Below are 18,992 nucleotides of genomic sequence, written 5' to 3' on the forward strand. Positions count from 1 at the left end.
TACGAAGCTAACCGCGTACCAAACACTAACGTGAGCCTACTGCTTGATGCGAAAACACTACATGCGCTAAGAAGAGCAGAAGGTTCTCCCGGGCGTTTGCGGCCCGGGAGAACCTTCTGCTCTTCACGGCAGCTTCATTGGTGAAACGATATTCTCAAAGTGAACGGGCGACGAGTTCCTTCATGATCTCGTTGGTTCCACCGTAGATCTTCTGGACGCGTGCCGCGGCGAACCTGCGGGCAATGGGGTACTCGGCCATATAGCCATAACCACCGAAGATCTGTAGGCACCGATCCACGACCTTGTTCTGCATATCAGTGCACCAGAACTTTGCCAAGGAAGCAGTCGGGGCATCGAGTTCACCTTTCACATGCTCTGTGATGCAGTGATCGACAAGCGTCCTTGCAGCAAGGCTATCCGCCAGGCACTCTGCAAGCACGAACCGAGTGTTTTGGAAACCCAACAGGTTCTGTCCAAAAGCATCACGGTCTTTGGCGTACGCGGTGGCCTCCCGCACCGCGAACTCACACTCTGCCGCCGCCGCGACAGCGATCCCAAGGCGTTCTTGGGGGAGTTGCTCCATCAGCTGCACAAAACCCTTGCCCTCAACGCCACCGAGCACATTCTCAACTGGTACCTGCATATCCACGAAGGAAAGTTCGCGGGTGTCCTGTCCGTGCATGCCGATTTTCTGAAGGACCCGGCCACGCTCAAACCCGGCAAGATCTGAGGTTTCGGCAACAATGAGCGACAAAGCACGTCCACCCTTTTCATCGCTTGTGCGGGCTACGATGACCAAAATATCGCAATGGGTGCCGTTGGTGATAAACGTCTTTGAACCGTTGAGTACGTAATTTTCTCCTTCACGCTTGGCGCGGGTACGCACGCTTTGGAGGTCGGAACCAGTTGACGGTTCGGTCATAGCGATGGCGCCAACCAGCTCTCCGGATGCCATGCCTGGGAGCCAGCGGTGTTTCTGTTCTTCAGTGCCAAAGGCTGAGATGTAGTGCGCAACGATTGCACTGTGAACAACATTTGCCCATGCCGTGTCGGCAATGCGTGCCTGTTCTTCCATAATGACCGCTTCGTGGGCGAAAGTGCCGCCACCTCCACCGTATTCCTCCGGGATGCTGATGCACAGAAGTCCGGCTTCTCCGGCCAGTTTCCAGAAATTGCGGTCCACGGCATGCTGCTCCGCCCAGCGCGCGTGATGCGGCGCTGATTCCTTCTCCAAGAAGATGCGTGTCATAGCCCTGAGGTCATCGAGTTCTTCCGTGCGCCACGGCGAACGGTAATCGTCCATCATCATGTTTGTTCTCCTAATTCCTGATTAATTGCTGCTCGCGACATCTGCCGCTCGGTGACTGCCTGGACACATTCTTATTCGCTGGTTGCGGACCCCGCGTAAACGCTGGCATGTTGACTGCGAATGGTCTTCTTATCAAACTTACCGACGCTCGTCCGTGGGATTTCCGTGACGATCGTCATCGCCTCGGGTAATTGCCACGCCGCGAATGCGGAGGAGAGGTGCGAACGAATGTCGGCTATGTCCACTGTCGCGTTTGATCTAGGAACAACCAGTACAAATGGGCGTTCCTGCCATTTGGGGTGAGGAAGCCCCACAACGGCAGCCTCCGCAATGTTTGGATGGTTCAGCAACAGGTTCTCCATATCGATGGAGGAGATCCACTCGCCACCACTCTTTATGACGTCCTTGATCCTGTCGGTGACCTTCAGGTAGCCGTCGGGGTCGATGGTCCCGACGTCACCACTGCGCCAATACCCATCGACGAAGCGGTCCTTTGCATCTTCGGCAAGCATATTGTGATAGCCGCGAGTGACCCACGGCCCCCGGACGCAAATCTCGCCCTGGGTGACTCCATCCCACTGCACGTCCTGGTCAGAACCGTCGACTAAGCGAATCTCGACGCCGGATACTGGCAGCCCTTGCTTGCGCTTGAGATCAAGAAGTTCCGCCGGGGTGAGGCGTGCGCGGACACTGGCCTTATAACGGTTCATGGTCACAAGGGGTGTTGTTTCGGTGGCACCGTAAGCATGAACGGTTTCGGCTCCAGTAAGATTTTCGAAGCCGCGCATCAGCGTGAGCGGTGGTTCAGTGGCGCCGGATAGCATGCGCAAATTACTGAGATCCGGTTTGACCTCCAGCGTCTCAATGTATTGAAGCATCGGAATGAAGATAACGGGCGCCCCGTTGGTAATGGTCACACCTTCGTCGATGAGTGCATCAGTCAATGGACCTGTATCTTCGGCCATGTAACGCCCCGGCAGAACTATTTTATTGGCCATGAGTGCCGCAGCCTGAGGCAGGCCCCAAGCCTGCCCATGGAACATGGGGGTGATGAGCATGGTGCAGTCATCCAAGGTCATACCAACGTTCGCGGCAATGGCATAGGAATGCAGGTAGATGGCTCTGTGTGAATAAAACACGCCTTTGGGCCGTCCGGTCGTTCCAGTGGTGTAGCAAGCACTGTAGGCGGAATGCTCATCTATCTCAGGCCAGTGAATATCAGCTTCGCTTGCTGCGAGGAGTTCTTCGTAGTGATGGGCGTTGGGCAATGTTGTTGTTATCTCGGACATGGGCTTATCACTCATGATGATCCATGTGGTGACACTGGGCATTGAAGGTGCTACAGCTTCTGCCAAAGGAAGCAACGATTCATCGACGCAGATCAGAGATGTATCGCTGTCTTTGATCACGTAGCTGAGATCCTCGGGCCCAAGCCGCAGGTTTAATTGCACCATGACGGCAGCCAGACCTGGGATAGCCCAGTAGAGCTCAAAGTGACGGCGGCTGTTCCAATCGATGATGCCGACTCGTGTAGCCGGGCCCACACCGAGAGAACGTAGTGCGTTGGCGCCACGCTTGATCCGGTCGTAGGCCTCTGCATAGTTGTATCGGTCCCAGCCACCACCGGCGGTGCGATAAACAATCTCGCGCTCCCCGTGGGTTCGCGCAGCATGGCGGATGAGTGTAGTGGTGTTGAGCTGAACGTCATCTCCCATAGTGGAAGGATGACCTGAAACAATCTCTTTGGTGTTCATAGTCACGGCGTTTCCTTATCGAGCTGCCATGCGCAGTGCTCCGTCAAGACGGATTACCTCGCCGTTGATCATTTGGTTCTCAACTATGTGGGCCGCCAGTGCAGCGAATTCGGTGGGGTCGCCAAGCCGCGAGGGGAACGGCACCTGCGCTCCCAGTGAGTCGCGGGCCGCTTCAGGGAGGGAACCCATCATTGGGGTGAGGAACAACCCCGGGGCTATGGTGGCAACCCGGATTCCATACCGGGCAAGCTCCCGAGCAATGGGCAGTGTCATGGCGCTCACGCCACCTTTGGATGCGGCGTACGCTGCCTGCCCAATCTGTCCGTCAAACGCTGCTGCCGAGGCGGTGTTAATAATGACCCCACGTTCGCCACTGGCTCCGGGCTCATTGGTACTCATTGCCTCAGCGGCTAGCCTGATGACGTTAAACGTACCGGCTAAGTTGATGGTGAGCACGCGCAGGAAGGCATCCATAGGATGGGGCCCCTCTTTGCCCAGCACCTTAGTGGCGATCCCGATGCCTGCGCAGTTCACGATTCCTGACAAGGGGCCAGGCTGCGATGTTGCCACAGAGATGGCGTGGGCTACTTGTTCAGGATTGGTGACATCGGTTTCCACGAAGATGGCCCCCTCCGGTGCTGGACCCTTCAAGTCGGCTGCGATGACGTGAGCGCCGCGTTCAAGGAGCGCATTTACCGTCGCCTCGCCAAGGCCCGAGGCCCCACCGGTCACGATGAAAGTTCGGTTCTTAATTTCCATGGTTTCCTCTAGATTCTTTCGATGATGGTGCAGTTGGCCATGCCGCCGCCCTCACAAATGGTGAGTAGTCCGTATCGTCCTTCACGCCGCTCAAGTTCGTTCAACAACTGGGCAAGCAGACGGGCGCCGGTTGATCCAAGGGGATGGCCAATAGCAATTGATCCGCCGTTGACGTTGAGTTGATCCTGTGGGTAGCCATATTCGGCGGCCCAGAGGAGCGGAACCGGTGCGAAAGCTTCGTTGACTTCTACGAGGTCAATCTCGCCAATACTCAAACCTGCCTGATCAAGTGCACGCTGTGTTGCCGGCAGGACCGCAGTGAACTGCAGGACGGGATCATCAGCGGCCACGGCCATGGAGACAATTCGCGCCCGGGGACGCAATCCGGCAGACTCAGCCTGAGAGCGTTCGGCGATGAGTAATGCGGCTGCGCCGTCGCTCATCTGGGAAGAGTTTGCGGCGGTGATGACGCCATCGGGGGAGAACACAGGGGCCAGTGCAGCCATCTTTGCTGGGTCCAGGACTGCCCGAATACCTTCATCTCGAGTCATAGCCGCCACTGTGCCGTCTTTAGAGGTTCCGTCCACTGGAACAAGCTGTGAAGTGAAGTACCCGGCCTCCGTTGCTGCTGCTGCACGTCGGTGACTACGAATGCTGAATTCATCGAGTTGTTCGCGGGTGAACCCCCACTTGCTAACGATCAACTCTGCGGATGGACCCTGGGCTGGGATAGTTCCGCCGAACCGAGCCAGGGATCGCTTTCCATACCACTGACCTTGAGGTCCACCGGGGATGAACAATGGCCCCAAATCTACCCGTGACATTGATTCCACACCCGCGCCGATCGCGAAATCATATTCGCCGGACTTGATGCCTTGTGCGGCAAAGTGGACTGCCTGCTGGCCAGAACCACACTGGCGGTCAAGAGTTGTTCCAGGAAGCCCGATAGGGAAGCCAGCGCCGAGGATAGCGTTACGGGCAACGTTCCCTGCCTGTTCGCCGCTCTGGATTCCGCACCCAACGATCACATCAGCTAGGCGGTTCTGATCTATCCCTGTACGTTCTGCCAGGGTTGAGAGTGTTTGAGCCAAAAGGTCCACTGGGTGCCACTGGCTCAGCTGACCGCCACGCTTGCCTACTGGTGTCCTGACGGCGTCAACAATTACTGCTTCGCGCTTCATAAAGGTTCTCCTAGCTGTAAGTGTTCAAGAGTAGATTCAAGACCGAATGTCGTCGCGTAGGCGATGTTTGAGGATTTTCCCTGAGGGGTTGCGTGGAATCTCGGCAATGACGAGTTCGCGTGGCAGCTTGTAGTCGGCAATTTGTTCTCGTCCGTACTCGCGCAGTTCATCCAGTGTCAGCTGCTGACCGGGCAACAGAGTCACCACAGCAACAACGGTCTCGCCGTAGTCTTCGTGAGTACGTCCAACAACCGCGATGTCGGCAACCGCTGGGTGCCCGGCCATGGCACTTTCAACCTCGGCGGAGTAAACATTGCGTCCCCCCGTGATGATCATGTCTTTCATTCGGTCCACAAGGGTGATGTAACCCTCCTGGTCCTCTTGTGCGAGGTCACCGGTATGGACCCACCCATCCCGGATTGTTGCTGCGGTAGCTTCAGGATTGCGCCAGTAGCCTTTCATCATCGTTTCCCCGCGCATGATCATCTCGCCCACTTCGCCAGTGAGGACCTCATTGCCCTCGGGGTCAACGATGCGGACCTCAGTATTGGCGATGGCGAACCGGCCACTGGCCGAGGGGCGCTCCAGTACTTCATCGTGAGTGAGCAGGATACCGCCCGGGCCACCCTCCGTCTGCCCACATGCTTGAACGATCCACGCGTTCGGCAGGGCCGCCACCATTTGTTGGGCCAAGCCCGCAGGCATAGGTGCCGCGCCATACATGCAGATGCGAAGACTGGAGAGGTCGCGTGTGGACAAGCTCGGCGAGCGCATCAGGAATGTATACATGGTAGGGACGCCAAAAAAGAAGCCAATACGTTCGGATTCAATAGCTGAAAGTACCGTTTCCGGTTCGAAAGCCGGCAGGATCACGTGTGTCGCGCCGAGCATCATGCCCGGGATGAGGACTAGGTTCAGATCGGCTGAATGATAAAGCGGTGCAACATGTAAAAGTCGCTCTGCCATACGTAAACCAAAGCCCACACAGGAATTGATGCCCACCCAAATGATGCGATGGTGGTCAAACAATGCCCCCTTGGGCCGGCCAGTAGTTCCTGAGGTGTAGATGATCAACGCGTCGTCGTCTTCGGCAATGTCGACGTCGGGGGCTTGGATTGGTTGTTCTGCGGCGAGGGTGAGCACATCCTCGTAGCCCGGAACGGATCCGAGCGCTAGGGCGGGGACATCAGCTTGGCGTTTGCTTGCGTCTCGCCATCCGGAGATGGCTCCGGCAACCTCCGGGCCAAAAACGAGCAGTTTTGCTTCGGTGTCCGTCAGGAAGTAATCGATCTCCAGTGGTGCCGACCGCGGGTTGACAGGGACAACGATTGCACCTGCGCGCAGTCCGGCGTACAAGGCGATCACAAATGCGTCGCTGTTCCCTGAGAGGAGGACGAGTCTGTCGCCTTTGACAAGACCGCGTGCCTTGAACTCGTTGGCGAGTTGGCTGACTCGCCGGTCAAGCTCAGCGTAGGTGTGAGTGAGCCCACAATAACTTAAGGCGATTCGATTCGGACAGCCCGCGGCTGTCCGGGCGAGGATTCCTGCTAGGTCGGGCATGATTACTCCTATTCTGCGGTGCTGGTGGAATTGCTACGCTGGGAACTGGTGGCAGCCACATATTCTGTGGCTGCGTCCCCAGGGAGGAGAACGGGGACAAGAGGCAGATCGTGGGCTTGCCCTAGGGCCGCCCAATGAGAGTTCGGCTGGCTAGCGAATTCTCGGGTTATCTCCTCCCGTGTGCTGCCAATATGAGTCTGGAGACGAGCAGCGAAGTGTGGCTCGAGCGCCCCCACAGCAATGTAGCCATCTGCACTCTGGTAGATACCGTACGTTGGCACCGCCCCACCAAGGATGGCCCCGGGGGAGGTGAGCCCGTGCCGGACTCCAGCCGCAGCGGCATGTGCTGCCACATCAAGAACCACCTTCTCGTGGATTTCTTTCACGCCTTGATCCTTCTGGCGAAGAGCCATGAGGGTGGCCACCACTGCCCGCTCGGAGCCGAGCAGATCCGCGACTGGGATGAGGGGAAGGTCCGGGGGGAGCAAGGTTCCGTGTGCGGCTTGGTACGTCAAGTCATGACCGGGCTGCTCAGAAAGTGGACCATCGTGGCCAACAATTTCAACCAGCGCTATACCGTGATTCCTGAGTGTTTCTCCGAGATTAAGTCGGTTCAGTGCGGAAGGCCGCATGGAGGTGAGAAGAACGTCGGCCTGAGCGAGTAGCTCTTCAAACGAGGAGCGGCTGGAGGGGTCTTTCAGATCAAGTGAGATGACTTCTTGTCCTGCAACAAGTTCGTCATACCATCCAGGGGCAACACTACGCAGGGGGTCACCCTGGAGCGGTTCCACCTTGATGACTCTGGCACCTAACTCTGCCAACCGTGAGGCAGCAAGCGGTCCTGGGAGATTGATGGCGACTGTGACTATGACAATGCCTGCCAGCGGGTTGGTCAATGCAGCTCCTGACGTCAGTGTTCAAAAATGCTCTTTGTACAGTTGTACAGTATCCAATACGGTAGTACAAGAGGTTGTAGTCTAATATTGAGCTGTGAACAGAGATAGCAGCAAAGAAAAGATTTCCCAGCCGGAGGTTCCTTCAACTCCCTGGTCACCCAAGGATCTGACCTCCAAGGCACGTATCCGCAATGCGGCGCTGAGCCTTTTTGCCAGACTTGGTGAAGATGGCACGTCCATGCGTTTGATTGCTGCCGAGGCGGAGGTGACAGTTGGACTGGTGGCCCACCACTACGGCACCAAAGAGGGGCTACGCGAGGCGGTGGACTCACTGGTCGTTAATCTTTTCGCGGATACCCTTACCTCGGTGCCGATGACGGGCTCATCCCGGGCAATAGTGGCGCTTCGAGACGCTGCTGTGGCTGCGATGTTGGAGAGTAATCCGGTCATTGTCGACTATCTTCGCCGCTCACTGTTGACAGGACCTGGACAGGCCGGTGATGTCCTGAGCAGGCTTGCTGTTTTGACGGCGGAACAGGTACGCTCGCTGCGTGGCACCGGATTGGCTTCAACGGAACGCAGCGTGACAGAGCAAACGGTTACGATGATTGTCCGCCAGTTTGGCCGACTTTTCCTACAGCCTTTGGTCAACCGAATTGTAGATGAGTGTGGAGAGCCAGGTGAGGTAAGCCCTGAACTCGTCGTCGGCATCAGGGCGTGATCCTAAAAAATCGGTGAGTTGGATTCAGCTGTTCCGCGATGCATGCCCTCGGCGCGCAGTAGATTCAACTAGTTTCACGTTGTGTAGCATGACGCATTTTTCATCTCTGGGAGAACCAGCACCGCAGGTGCAATGATGTGAACAAGTAGTCAATAGAATCAGAACCATATTTCTCTTACTCCTGAAGAGGTCGTTGCATGAGGGTTCAAAACTGTCTTGATGCATTGAAGCAGGCCAGTCGGCTTGTCGATGCCTTGCGACTTGCCGATGATTTAGCCGTGCAAGCTGGTCGCAACGGGGGCGTGCGAAACCTGCGTATTCTTCGACGTGCCATTGGATCCACAGACCAGATTGTGGCGATTGCAGCGATTCACGCTGTGGCTCAAATGGATGGTGAAGAAGTTGACGTGGTGCTCTCTGACCTCCTCTCGAGTCAACAAAGATTCATCCGTGAGCACGCAGCCTGGGCGCACAGATCCCGTGTGCCCCGGCCCGGATCCGTTGGACGGTTGATAGGGCTCGTGGTTTCTGGCGGATTTGCTTCGATGCTGGCCCAGCGAACTCTAGAAGTGTGGGCCACCTCATCGCCTGACCTTGTCGCCATTGGCCTCGAAAGCGCGCTGCTAGGTGTAAAAGAACCGACGAGTCGTTACCGCTTGGTAGAGACACTTGGTTTGGTACAGCAGCCGGTTGCCACCACTCCGTTATTGGAAGTGGCACAGGACGGGAGCGAAGAAATAAGTGTCCGTGTTGCGGCTGTTGCGGCACTAGGTCAACGCCAGAGAGAAGCAGAAACAGTTGAACTACTTGAAAGACTCGTTACTTGCGGAGGAAATATTGGGGAAGTAGCCGAACTTTCCTTGGTGGATCTTGCTGCTCAGGAAGCTCCCGACAGCGTGGAGATGGTAGTTGCTCCTGAGACAGGGCTGACGGTGGCCCAGCTGTTCCTCCACGCTGATATAGATGCGACTCTGAGCCGAGCCGGAAGCGGGGACAACGGCGGGATTGCGACCTTGTTGGTGCGTCTCGGTGATGCACTCGTAGCTGATCAGGCCCCGGTAAACGATGAAGCTGAAAAAACTGAGAAAGCTGAGAAAAGTCCAACAGCAGAAGAGGTAAGCGTCCGCAGTCTGCCAATCGGTCGAGTGCTGACACTCTCTAGGGGCGACGTCATTGATGCGGCGCAGAGCATTGTGGAATTAGAGAGAGTCAAACAGGGACATATATATGCTCGTATCCCGCTGCTCCAGCCCGCACCGGCGTCGGCGAAAGCGTGGACATTACTGGTGGCAGCCCGGCGAGGCATCAGCCGGATGCTCAGGGCTGCCGGAGACGTTCACGTCATTCATTTGAGGATGGCAGATGTGGGCAGTTTAGCTGCGTTCGACGTGGCCCGTGCCCTTGAAATTCCTGTTGTCTTCACCGTGGCGCCGGATCCCCATGCTGTTATTGATTCGATGGATCGTGCGGGGACTTTAACAAGGGAAAACTTTGGAACTATTGATGAGATAGAACATTTTTGGTTCCGCGCCAGGCTTGTGCAGCGGCTAGCGACCAACTCGGCTCATAGCGTTTTCTTCCCCCGCCCAAACTTACGCCGAGACATCATTAATTTGGTCGGAATCGACGTAGCGAAAGAACCTCTTCGGCATACTATTGTCCCTGAAGGTGTTGACCTGAAAGTCATTGACCAAGCAGTGCGTGAAGCTGAAGAACATGCTGGCGGTAAACCAGCAACAGCAGCACTACTTGAGTTAGAAGACCTTCTTCGCGGACTTCCGCCTGCGCGACGTGGGTTGCCACTAGTGATTAGTGTCGGCCGTTTCCACAGGATTAAGGGTATGGCAACTGTTGTTGAAGCCTGGGCAGGGAGCGAGCTGCGTGATAAGACCAACCTTCTACTGATCGGGGGGAACCTCAAGAACCCCTCTGCGGATGAGCGTGAGCAACTAGGGCTAATCGACGCCATAGTTCAACCGGCTGACAGGCTAAAGGCGGGCTTGCTACTTCCCGGCCACCAGCCCAACAATACGGTGGCCAGATGGGTTGCCGCTGCACGCACTGGAGTACCCGGCTATGCTGCGCCGCTTGGTGTTTACGTGTGTGGGAGTCTCAAAGAAGAATTCGGCATTGCGCTGCTAGAGGCTATGGCATCGGGCTTGCTGGTAGTTGCTCCCGACAGCGGCGGCCCAGCAACTTACGTGGAACAAGGCCGCACAGGATTTCTCACGACAACGTGGGATACCACCATGCTCGGTGACGCCATAGTTTTAGCACTGGAACAATCGGTCAATGAATCTACAGACGATCGAGCTGCTTACGCACGCAGTGTTGTTCAAGAACAGTTTACGATCGAAGCCATGGCACATACTTTGAACCACGTTTATACCTCCGTACATTCTGACGATATCGAAATGCGAAGAGAGTTGATTACTTACCCATGACAGTCCTGATCATCAGTCCGGATTACGCTTCACACCTTTACCCACTTGCTGCCATGGGAACCAGCTGGCAAGACGCGGGTGAGAGGGTGGTGGTTGCGACCGGGCCCGCAACCTCTTCCATAGTTGAGTCCTTTGGCTTCGACTATGTTCCACTCCAGCTAAGTAGAGGGTCCAACCCAGGTGTGATCCGTGCTGCGGAACAGCCCAAAGGGGAAGATGCGGCCTTGCTTGGTTTTTTTTCAGCCACTCGCAGGGGCATGATTGAAACCCTTTCATTCCAAGCCGAAGCGCGCCTGAACGACCTCATGTGGGAGCCGGTAAGTACCGCTCGTTCTGTGCAAGCAATCATTGCGGAACTCAACCCCCATACGATCATCGTTGATCATTTAGCCTTCAGTGCCCGCCTTGCCATGGTGGCGGCAGGAATTCACCACATCGACGTCGTCCTGGGCCATCCCACAGCTCTGCCGCTCCCCGGCGCCTCAGAGGTTTACGGGCTTCCACCGCACTGGCCTATCGCATTCTCACCCAGTGAGCAAGAGCTCGATGAACTGAAAAACCTATGCGTGAAAGTTGCCGAATCTTTCACCTCCGAGTGGAATCATGCGTTGGCCGAGTTGAACCCTGCGTTGGATCCCTCTCCAGATGCATTCGCCGAGCATGGCGACCTGCTAGTTTTTAATTACCCCGCAGAGCTGATGAGCAAAGAACGCGCACAATTGCTGCCAGAACACGTTTTCATGGGCTCCTCTGTACGTTCAGAACGGACAGAACCGAAGGTGGAACGATGGCTAGCCTCAAGCAACGAACGCTTCGTTTATGTCAGCTTTGGTAGTTTCCTTTCAGTACGTGATGATGTTCTCGGCAAGGTAGTTAGAGCGTTGCGGGAATCGGGGATCCGAGCAGCAGTTGCCTATGGGTCATCAGATCTGACGGCACTGGGGGAGATTCCTGATCATTGGCTGGTAGGTGAATTTCTGCCACAGGTGACGTTGCTGGAGTCGGCGGCAGCCGCTGTGACTCACGGAGGCAACAACAGTGTCACAGAATCTATGACTTTTGGGGTCCCGTTAGTGGTCATGCCGTTCTCTACAGACCAGTTTGCCGGTGCTGCGGCACTTGAATCGGCTGGTTTCGGGGCGGCGCTGGCCCCAAATACCAGCACGGTAGAGGACATCCGCACTGCGCTGGGTACCGTGCTGGAATTGCCTGACGAAAAGCGAGCGGCTCTGCATGCGCTCGGCCACAACCTGCGTCAAAAAACCGGGCATGCCAAGGTTTGGTCCGCCCTAACAGGTGGGTGAACAACTTTAACTTTCAACACGATGGGCACCTAATCGTGGCCTCTGTTGTTGGGGCGTGCGAGTTGCTATCATGTCCCCATGACTGAACTACGTGATGCTCATCTGTTGGTTGTGGGGGCTACTGGCGGGATCGGTTCCGCAGTCTGTCGCCGGTTACGTGATGCAGGAGCGCGACTAACGCTGGCGGGAAGAAATGAGTCCAGCCTTGAGGCCCTAGCGCAGGAACTTGGTGCAGCCGTGATCACCACTGTGTCTGCTGATCTAAGTCTGCCAGATGGACCAGCAACGCTTGCCGCGGCGGTAGCGAAAGAGGGGCGCATCGATGGTGTGGTTTATGCTGCAGGGGTTGTGGCGTTCGGACCCTTGGCAGAACTCGATGATGACACTTTTGATGAGTTAATGCTGTTGAACTTTGTCGCTCCAGTCAGACTATTGCGCAGCTTGCTTCCCTATTTGAGCCCGGGAGCAGTGGTGGTCCACCTAAGTGCGGTCGTTGCTGAGCAGCCGATGAAGGGAATGGCTGCTTATTCTGCTGTGAAGGCTGCTCTGACTGGATTTAGTACTGCTATGAGTGCCGAGCTGCGTCGACAAAAAATACGGGTCCTTGATGTTCGTCCTCCCCACACTGAGACGGGTCTGCACACCCGACCAATTTCTGGTGTCTCACCGAGGCTAGGTGATGGACTGGATCCAGTCGAGGTTGCCAGCCGGATAGTGCTAGCAATTGCCGACGATGAGTCTGACTTACCAGCCTCAGCCTTTAGATAATATAGTTCCCCCGAGAGTGTTTTCCAGGTTGTCCACGAGATTCAGGCCGATTTCGTTTCGACGCATAAATGATGGCTTCATCGGAGGATCAAATTTGGCGAACCGTGGCGAGCCTACGGTTCTCAGACCTGCGTCAGCCACAGCCTGTCTCAACCTCTTGAGATGGCGATCATAGTTTGCCTCTGTCCACCGGCCACTAAAATCAATCACGGCCGAAAGGCTTTCCGGAACTGCACGAATTCTCACGAGTGAGTTGTTGGGCTTGGGTACGTTTTCCAGTGTGCTTCCTTCTGGCAGAACAAATGCTACTCGGAACCCGGCAGGCTGGGAAAGATCGGTCTCCACATCAAATCCCTGCTGAAGGACAGGTGCTGTCATCTCAAGCGTTTCCGCTGCCGAGTCCTGAACCACCGGTGATGTCATTGAGAGTTTCTGGCTTGAGTGGTTTTCCCCAGTGATATAAGAAAAAAGATAGCGAAACGCCTTCTTGCCAGCTTGGTCGAAAGTGCCTTGTGTAATCACCTCAGCCAGCAAGTGTTTGGGATAACGGCGCACTTGGAAAACCTCGTGGCTTTGAACAATCTGGTACGGCTGCTGATCAGTCATGCCATCACACTACTCCGCTACGGCAGCAGTGTTTCTAAACAAATGAGTAGTTTTAAAATAGAAAGACCGCGTTCGATGAAAAAATGTGTTTCGATCGAACGCGGCCAGCTTCTTTTCTGCGATTGCTCAGGTACTGAGCCGTGTCGGTTGAGACCGTCACTGGCGCTGAACTGCAAGTCGTGTTTCTGCTTACAGAACTTTGGCTAGAAAAGCCTTAGTGCGGTCCATTTTCGGGTTCAACAGCACCTCCGCCGGTTTACCGGATTCCACAATGGCTCCGTTGTCGAAGAAATTCACAGTGTCGCCAACTTCTCTGGCGAACCCCATCTCATGAGTGACCACAATCATTGTCATCCCCTCTCGGGTCAGCTCCTTCATTGCTTCTAGGACCTCCTCAACCAGCTCAGGGTCTAGTGCTGAGGTTGGTTCATCGAACAACATTATTTCTGGATCCATAGCAAGGGCCCGTGCGATCGCCACTCTTTGCTGTTGCCCGCCCGAGAGCTGGTGGGGGCGTTTGTGGCGATGACTATCGAGTCCCACTTTGCGTAGTTCTTCCACTGCACGCTTTCGGGCAATGGATTTATTCATACGCCGGACTTCTACTAGGGCGCACACCACGTTTTCCTCAGCAGTCAGGTGTCCAAACAGGTTGAATCGCTGAAACAGCATGCCCAGATTGGATCGGAACGCAGCGTATTCCTTCGTTGACCATTCGTAGTACTTACCTTCCCTGTACTCGTAGCCAACGTGTCTACCGTCTACGGTAAGGGTTCCAGAGTCGTAGCTCTCTAACGCATTGAGACAGCGCAAAAAGGTTGACTTGCCAGAACCTGAGGGACCAATGATACAACTTACCTCACCAGGTTTTACGGTGAAATTGACTCCGGTGAGGACCTGATGATTTCCGAATGACTTGGTCACGCCCTCTGCTTGAACGTGCAACTGCGCTGTCATGACATCTCCTTGCCTGTGGCAGAAACTTCGTCCCCAATAGTGTGCGGCAAAGAACCGGGCGTAGCGCTTTCTCGTGTCTGACGAGAGCCAAGAAATATTCTCTGCAGCATACTTGGCCTGCGGACCAGCCTGACAGCCTCTGAACCGAAGCGTTTTTCCAACTTTGACTGGAAGAACGTCGCTATTGCTGTCATGACCATGTACCAGATGGATGCAACGATGAGCAGCTCCATAATCAGGTTGTTCTGCTTATAAATCTGGGAAGCGTTGGTCATCAGATCGTTTCCCGCCACGACATAGACCAGCGACGTGGTCTTCAACATGGAAATGAACTCATTCCCTGTGGGAGGGATAATGATGCGCAGGGCTTGGGGAAGCACAATTTTGCGCATGCGCTTACCCGGGGTCATCCCCAAGGCAAGTGCCGCCTCGGATTGCCCAGCATCAATGGCTTGAATCCCGGCCCTGACAGTTTCGGCAAAGTACGCGGCAAGGTTTAATCCCAGGCCCAGCAGCGCCGAAGTGAATCCTGTCATGACGTCGTTGGTGTTCCACGCATAACCGATGGTGGTAAAAGGAATCTTGATGATCAGCAGTGGAAACAAGAACGCTAAGTTGTACCAGAAAATCAATTGCACAAGCACAGGAGTGCCCCTAAAGAACCAGATATAAAGAGTGGCAAGCCAGTTCAACACTGGGTTATGCGCCAACCTCATAACGGCTAGAAGGACACCCAGTAACAGTCCAAGCACAGTAGCTACCACCGAGATCATAATTGTGATCCAGATGCCGCTGATGATCTTGGGGAAGAAAAGGTACGCTGCTACCTCGTTCCAGCGGATGTTCTGGTTGGATGCCAAAGTCCACGCCAACCACGCGAACACGGCGAGGGCCAAGGTTCCGATAATCCATCGATCCGTGTGCTTGAGTCTGACAACTGGAACCAATGTTCCGTCAGGGCTCTTTAAGCTGGTCGGGCGTGCACCGCGTTGGATGGCCACGTGCTACTTGCCGTCATTGACGATGGCGGAGGGAACGGCCATCTTCTCAACGTTCCAGGCCTGCAGGATCTTTTCGTAGCTGCCCTCCTCGATCAGTGACTGCAGAGCCTTCTGGACCGCTTGGATGACCTTTGGATCCTTCTGGCTGATAGCTATACCCCAAGGGCTGGTGGGACCATCAATGATGACGGCATCAAGAATGCTTTCTGAGGTCTGAGCACGGTATGCGGCTACCGGATAGTCATTGACAGCTGCGTCAGCACGCCCATTGCGAACCTGCAGGATAGCTTCCTGATCGCCCGCAAATTTTAGAATGTTGATGCTTGCTTTGCCGGATGACTTGCACTCTTTGTCGAAGTCTTCCAAAAGAGATAGTGAAGAGCCATTGTCAACTACCGAGACAGTCTTGCCACAGGCAGTCTCCGGAGCGCCCATACTGGCTGGATTCCCTTTTTTCACCACCCAGCCGGACCCCGATTGGACATAGTCCACAAAGGAAACGGTTTTGCGGCGTTCTTCATTGTCCGTCATGGAGGACATGATGATGTCATACCGTCCGGTGGTTATCCCGGGTATCTGCGCGTTGAAGTCTTCATTCTTGATGGAGATGGCCAGGCCAAGCTTATTGGCAATGGCACGGCCTAACGAGGGATCAACTCCCACCAACGTTTCACCATCAGTGGCGAACATTTCCATGGGCGGGTAACCCTCGGAGGTGGTCATACGAAGTCCCTCTGACACCATCGTTGCGGGCAGCATGGATGTCAGCTCAGCGTCTGGTTTGACGGCATCGATGACATCCTTGGCCAAGTCTTCACTGGGTGCCGGGACAGCGGTAAAGGCACTGTTGGAAAGTGTAGGTTCGGCTCCCACACCTGAGAGCGACTGGCCACCACATGCTGAGGTCAGGAGGGCTGCGCTGACAGCAATGGATGCTAAGACCCATGGGGAGAAACTCTTCTTTGAGCTACTGGCTAAACGGTGCATAGTACTTCCCTGTCGATTGTTGTGTTGATAGTTGTTTGTTAGCTAAGAAAGTTAAGCAGACTTGCGGTAGCGAACACGACCGCCCACCACTGTGGCTTCCACAGGAATATCGCGGATATCCGAGCTCGAGACTCGGCAGGGGTCTTCACCTAGGACAGTAAAATCGGCCAACATGCCGGCTTTGAGCCGGCCCTTAAGCCGCTCTTCACCGGAAGCGTGGGCAGCCCCACTGGTGAATCCGGCTATCGCCTCTTGCACAGTGACGCGTTCGGAGGGTTGCCAGCCGCCTTGTGGCAGGTGGTTGCTGTCTTGGCGGGTCACCGCGGCGTGGATTCCGTGCAGTGGGTGGGGCTGTTCCACTGGAGAATCGGAGCCAAAGGCGGGAATGGCCCCTGCATCGATCAGTGAGCGCCACGCGTAGGAGGCCAATTTTCGATCCGCTAAAAGGTTGGTTACCAGTCTGTAATCACTGGTGCAATGTGTGGGTTGCATTGAAGGGATCACACCCAGACGCGCGAGTCTTGAAACATCCCCGGGCAGAAGATGCTGTGTGTGTTCTATACGATGACGTAACGGCTGTGCACCAGCTCCCTGCCGTGTTGCGGAAACCGGGTGATTGGTCAGGTCTTCATAAGCGTTGAGAACCAAGTGGTTTGCTCGGTCTCCAATGGCATGTGTTGCCACTGCAATGCCAGCACTGGCAGCACGGCGGACCAGGCGAAGCAGTTCCTCAAAGGGTGTGACCGCGATGCCAACATTGCCGTCCTCACCCGGGAATGGTTCCGAGACATGGCAGGTGTGTGAACCAAGTGCCCCGTCGGAGAACAATTTCACAGGACCAGTGCGTAGCCAAGGGGTTCCAGCACCAGTGAATCGGCGCTCTGCGATGGCCAGATCAAGGGCAACTGCAGGGATTGCTTTGTGTACACGAAGTTGCAAATCTCCGGCAGCTTCAAGAGTTCGGTAGGCCGCCAAGCAGTCTTCGCCATCAAAATCATGGATCCCCGTGAGGCCAACTGAGAGTAGGAAATCCTGTGCCGTTTTGAGCTGCTGCGTAAGGTCTCCAGCTGCCGAGCTGTGCATGATGGCTTCTAGGGGTCCATGGGCTGCTTCGCGAAGGATTCCGGTTGGCTCACCAGAAGCGTCCCGCTCAATTTCTCCCCCTACGGGATCACAGCTCGCAGCTGTAATCCCAACCGCGCGAAGTGCTGCTGTGTTGGCCCACACGGTATGCCCGTCAACACTGGGCAGAGCGGCGGGGCGTCCTCCTGTGACGGAATCCAAGGCTTGCCGGGTGGGTTGGATTGGTACAGTCCATGCGTTGAAATCCCAGCGTCCGCCGAATATCCAAGCATCATGGGGCAGAGGCTGGGCGAAGGTGCGGATTCTCTCTAGCGCCTCTTCTAGATCTTTGGCCCCACGCAGGTCAACGGCAGCCAGCTCCCGGGCCAAGTTCGCCGTGTGGATGTGGGCATCAGTTAGCCCTGGAATAACGGTAGCGCCCGCTAAATCAATCGTTTCTATGGCGCCGACAGTGTGCGCACGTAGTTCCTCTGAAGTACCTAGCGCGATGATTTCTTCGCCGTGGCTCAATAAAGCTGTGGGGGATGATCCGGGAGTCTGATTGGACGGCACAGTTAAGAAGCGTCCATTGACAAATAAGCGTTGTTCAAGCATTCCTAATCCTTCGAGCGGCATCAGGCCGCTGTATTGATGAAAACAAAGTGTGGGATGAGTCACAAATAACTACTTTGTCTACTCTAGGACACTTTGTGGCAGGATATGAGCTGATGAACGCCGAGAATACGCTGTACTGACTTCAAGGAAAGCTAATGCTCAATATTGTGCACATCCGTACCCTGACTGAAGTGGTGAGGCTGGGCTCGTTCACTGCGGCGGGAAATCGACTGGGCTATACAGCCTCGGCCGTCTCCCAGCAAATGGCATCTTTGGAACGTGAGACTGGTATTCAATTGTTCGTTAGAAGCGCGCGGAGTATCCAGCCCACACCAGCAGCCCAAGCTATGAGTTTGCACGGCGTGAAACTTATGCGTGAGGCAGAACTGCTAATTGCCGCAGGAAATAGTGCCGGGGGCAGTCATGAAGCGACTTTACGGGTGGGCGCGTTTCCTTCAGCGGCCACGTTCATTGTTCCCATGCTGTTGGATTCGCAAGTTTGGCAGTCACGCGGTGTGGGCTTGTTGGTCACTATTGGTGAGCCAAGCGCTACCGTGCCTGGTTTACGTGCGGGCGGTGAACTGGATGTTTGTCTCGTGTATCAGCTCGGGGAATCAGGTCTGGTCTTGCCGCAGGGGGTCACTAAGACGTGGCTGGGGGAGGACCCCTTTCAGATCATTGTGCCTGCGCGCTGGCGCATGGATTCAGCAGCAGTGGTTGGAGCGAATGACGTGGCGGGGATGCCATGGATTCTACATCTGCGCGGTTCTAGTGATTCAAGCGTCATTGATTCCCTGTTGGCCAATGCAGGAATTCACCCACGTGTTGTCGCTTTCAGTGACGACTTTCAAGCCACTTTGAGATTAGTGGCAGCGGGGCATGGGATTGCCATGGTGCCGTCGCTGGCAATGCTGGAACGTCCGGCCGGGATCACGGTGATACAGGTGCCCCAAATTGCTTTGTCTCGACAGCTAATCGGCCTATCAGCAGAAGATGCTCCAGCCGACCTTGTGGCAGCTTTCTGGGAAGCAGTGGGTCAAAAATACCAGCCCAAAAATGCTTAGACCC

16 protein-coding genes are annotated in these 18,992 nt (G+C 55.5%); 5 read left to right on the forward strand and 11 right to left on the reverse strand.

Features of this window, described 5'->3' with window-relative positions; translation table 11 throughout:
• Positions 1-154 precede the first annotated feature (154 nt).
• From AAFM46_RS07055 to AAFM46_RS07080, 6 genes are all read right to left on the reverse strand, one after another.
• Positions 155-1,309: an acyl-CoA dehydrogenase family protein gene (locus AAFM46_RS07055; RefSeq protein WP_283532274.1), complete on the reverse strand. Its 1,155-nt coding sequence runs from the start codon at positions 1,307-1,309 to the stop codon at positions 155-157.
• Between the two features lie 71 nt (positions 1,310-1,380).
• Positions 1,381-3,063 carry a long-chain-fatty-acid--CoA ligase gene (locus tag AAFM46_RS07060; RefSeq protein WP_343320405.1) on the reverse strand — a complete coding sequence of 561 codons (1,683 nt, stop codon included), beginning with the start codon at positions 3,061-3,063 and terminating at the stop codon, positions 1,381-1,383.
• A 15-nt stretch (positions 3,064-3,078) separates the two neighbouring features.
• Complete coding sequence (locus AAFM46_RS07065; RefSeq protein ID WP_283532273.1) at positions 3,079-3,822, reverse strand: SDR family NAD(P)-dependent oxidoreductase; 744 nt, start codon at positions 3,820-3,822, stop codon at positions 3,079-3,081.
• 8 nt (positions 3,823-3,830) lie between these two features.
• A complete protein-coding gene (locus tag AAFM46_RS07070; RefSeq protein WP_283532271.1) occupies positions 3,831-5,003 on the reverse strand; it encodes a thiolase family protein in 1,173 nt (390 codons plus the stop codon).
• 36 nt (positions 5,004-5,039) lie between these two features.
• Entirely contained in the window at positions 5,040-6,563 is a 1,524-nt protein-coding gene (locus tag AAFM46_RS07075; RefSeq protein WP_283532270.1) for a long-chain fatty acid--CoA ligase, read from the reverse strand.
• Positions 6,564-6,571: 8 nt separating this feature from the next.
• Entirely contained in the window at positions 6,572-7,459 is an 888-nt protein-coding gene (locus AAFM46_RS07080; RefSeq protein WP_283532269.1) for a CoA transferase, read from the reverse strand.
• A 94-nt stretch (positions 7,460-7,553) separates the two neighbouring features.
• Between AAFM46_RS07080 and AAFM46_RS07085 the strand changes: the two genes are divergently transcribed.
• The 4 genes from AAFM46_RS07085 (at position 7,554) to AAFM46_RS07100 (ending at position 12,696) form a co-directional block, all read left to right on the forward strand.
• Positions 7,554-8,180: a TetR/AcrR family transcriptional regulator gene (locus tag AAFM46_RS07085; protein WP_283532268.1), complete on the forward strand. Its 627-nt coding sequence runs from the start codon at positions 7,554-7,556 to the stop codon at positions 8,178-8,180.
• Positions 8,181-8,377: 197 nt separating this feature from the next.
• On the forward strand, positions 8,378-10,624 hold the full coding sequence (locus AAFM46_RS07090; RefSeq protein ID WP_283532267.1) for a glycosyltransferase: 2,247 nt from the start codon (positions 8,378-8,380) through the stop codon (positions 10,622-10,624).
• Positions 10,621-11,928, forward strand: a complete 1,308-nt coding sequence (locus AAFM46_RS07095) for a glycosyltransferase (RefSeq protein WP_343320151.1) — start codon at positions 10,621-10,623, stop codon at positions 11,926-11,928. Before AAFM46_RS07090 ends, AAFM46_RS07095 begins: the two co-directional genes overlap by 4 nt.
• 78 nt (positions 11,929-12,006) lie before the next feature.
• Positions 12,007-12,696 carry an SDR family NAD(P)-dependent oxidoreductase gene (locus AAFM46_RS07100; RefSeq protein WP_283532265.1) on the forward strand — a complete coding sequence of 230 codons (690 nt, stop codon included), beginning with the start codon at positions 12,007-12,009 and terminating at the stop codon, positions 12,694-12,696.
• Here the strand turns inward: AAFM46_RS07100 and AAFM46_RS07105 are convergent.
• The 5 genes from AAFM46_RS07105 to AAFM46_RS07125 form a co-directional block, all read right to left on the reverse strand.
• On the reverse strand, positions 12,682-13,302 hold the full coding sequence (locus AAFM46_RS07105; RefSeq protein WP_343320152.1) for a heme-binding protein: 621 nt from the start codon (positions 13,300-13,302) through the stop codon (positions 12,682-12,684). The genes AAFM46_RS07100 and AAFM46_RS07105 overlap by 15 nt on opposite strands.
• Positions 13,303-13,491: 189 nt before the next feature.
• Positions 13,492-14,259, reverse strand: coding sequence for an amino acid ABC transporter ATP-binding protein (locus AAFM46_RS07110; protein ID WP_283532263.1), 768 nt, complete (start codon positions 14,257-14,259; stop codon positions 13,492-13,494).
• On the reverse strand, positions 14,256-15,260 hold the full coding sequence (locus AAFM46_RS07115; protein ID WP_343320153.1) for an amino acid ABC transporter permease: 1,005 nt from the start codon (positions 15,258-15,260) through the stop codon (positions 14,256-14,258). Before AAFM46_RS07115 ends, AAFM46_RS07110 begins: the two co-directional genes overlap by 4 nt.
• 3 nt (positions 15,261-15,263) lie before the next feature.
• The gene (locus tag AAFM46_RS07120; RefSeq protein ID WP_283526602.1) at positions 15,264-16,247 is read right to left on the reverse strand and encodes an ABC transporter substrate-binding protein; all 984 of its coding nucleotides are present in this window, start codon (positions 16,245-16,247) and stop codon (positions 15,264-15,266) included.
• Positions 16,248-16,298: 51 nt separating this feature from the next.
• On the reverse strand, positions 16,299-17,924 hold the full coding sequence (locus AAFM46_RS07125) for an amidohydrolase (RefSeq protein WP_343320154.1): 1,626 nt from the start codon (positions 17,922-17,924) through the stop codon (positions 16,299-16,301).
• 155 nt (positions 17,925-18,079) lie between these two features.
• On the opposite strand from AAFM46_RS07125, the gene AAFM46_RS07130 reads away from it, so the two are divergent.
• Complete coding sequence (locus AAFM46_RS07130) at positions 18,080-18,988, forward strand: LysR family transcriptional regulator (protein ID WP_343320155.1); 909 nt, start codon at positions 18,080-18,082, stop codon at positions 18,986-18,988.
• Positions 18,989-18,992 lie beyond the last annotated feature (4 nt).

It is taken from the genome of Arthrobacter sp. TMP15, from assembly GCF_039529835.1.
In the GTDB taxonomy this organism is placed as follows: Bacteria; Actinomycetota; Actinomycetes; order Actinomycetales; family Micrococcaceae; genus Specibacter.

Bases quoted from the DNA above. Each gene is read 5' to 3' on its own strand.
- AAFM46_RS07070 (WP_283532271.1), bottom strand. From the start codon at position 5,003: ATGAAGCGCGAAGCAGTAATTGTTGACGCCGTCAGGACACCAGTAGGC.
- AAFM46_RS07120 (WP_283526602.1), bottom strand. From the start codon at position 16,247: ATGCACCGTTTAGCCAGTAGCTCAAAGAAGAGTTTCTCCCCATGGGTC.
- AAFM46_RS07060 (WP_343320405.1), bottom strand. From the start codon at position 3,063: ATGAACACCAAAGAGATTGTTTCAGGTCATCCTTCCACTATGGGAGAT.
- AAFM46_RS07100 (WP_283532265.1), top strand. From the start codon at position 12,007: ATGACTGAACTACGTGATGCTCATCTGTTGGTTGTGGGGGCTACTGGC.
- AAFM46_RS07090 (WP_283532267.1), top strand. From the start codon at position 8,378: ATGAGGGTTCAAAACTGTCTTGATGCATTGAAGCAGGCCAGTCGGCTT.
- AAFM46_RS07130 (WP_343320155.1), top strand. From the start codon at position 18,080: ATGCTCAATATTGTGCACATCCGTACCCTGACTGAAGTGGTGAGGCTG.
- AAFM46_RS07110 (WP_283532263.1), bottom strand. From the start codon at position 14,259: ATGACAGCGCAGTTGCACGTTCAAGCAGAGGGCGTGACCAAGTCATTC.
- AAFM46_RS07075 (WP_283532270.1), bottom strand. From the start codon at position 6,563: ATGCCCGACCTAGCAGGAATCCTCGCCCGGACAGCCGCGGGCTGTCCG.
- AAFM46_RS07125 (WP_343320154.1), bottom strand. From the start codon at position 17,924: ATGCTTGAACAACGCTTATTTGTCAATGGACGCTTCTTAACTGTGCCG.
- AAFM46_RS07055 (WP_283532274.1), bottom strand. From the start codon at position 1,309: ATGATGATGGACGATTACCGTTCGCCGTGGCGCACGGAAGAACTCGAT.
- AAFM46_RS07065 (WP_283532273.1), bottom strand. From the start codon at position 3,822: ATGGAAATTAAGAACCGAACTTTCATCGTGACCGGTGGGGCCTCGGGC.
- AAFM46_RS07105 (WP_343320152.1), bottom strand. From the start codon at position 13,302: ATGACTGATCAGCAGCCGTACCAGATTGTTCAAAGCCACGAGGTTTTC.
- AAFM46_RS07095 (WP_343320151.1), top strand. From the start codon at position 10,621: ATGACAGTCCTGATCATCAGTCCGGATTACGCTTCACACCTTTACCCA.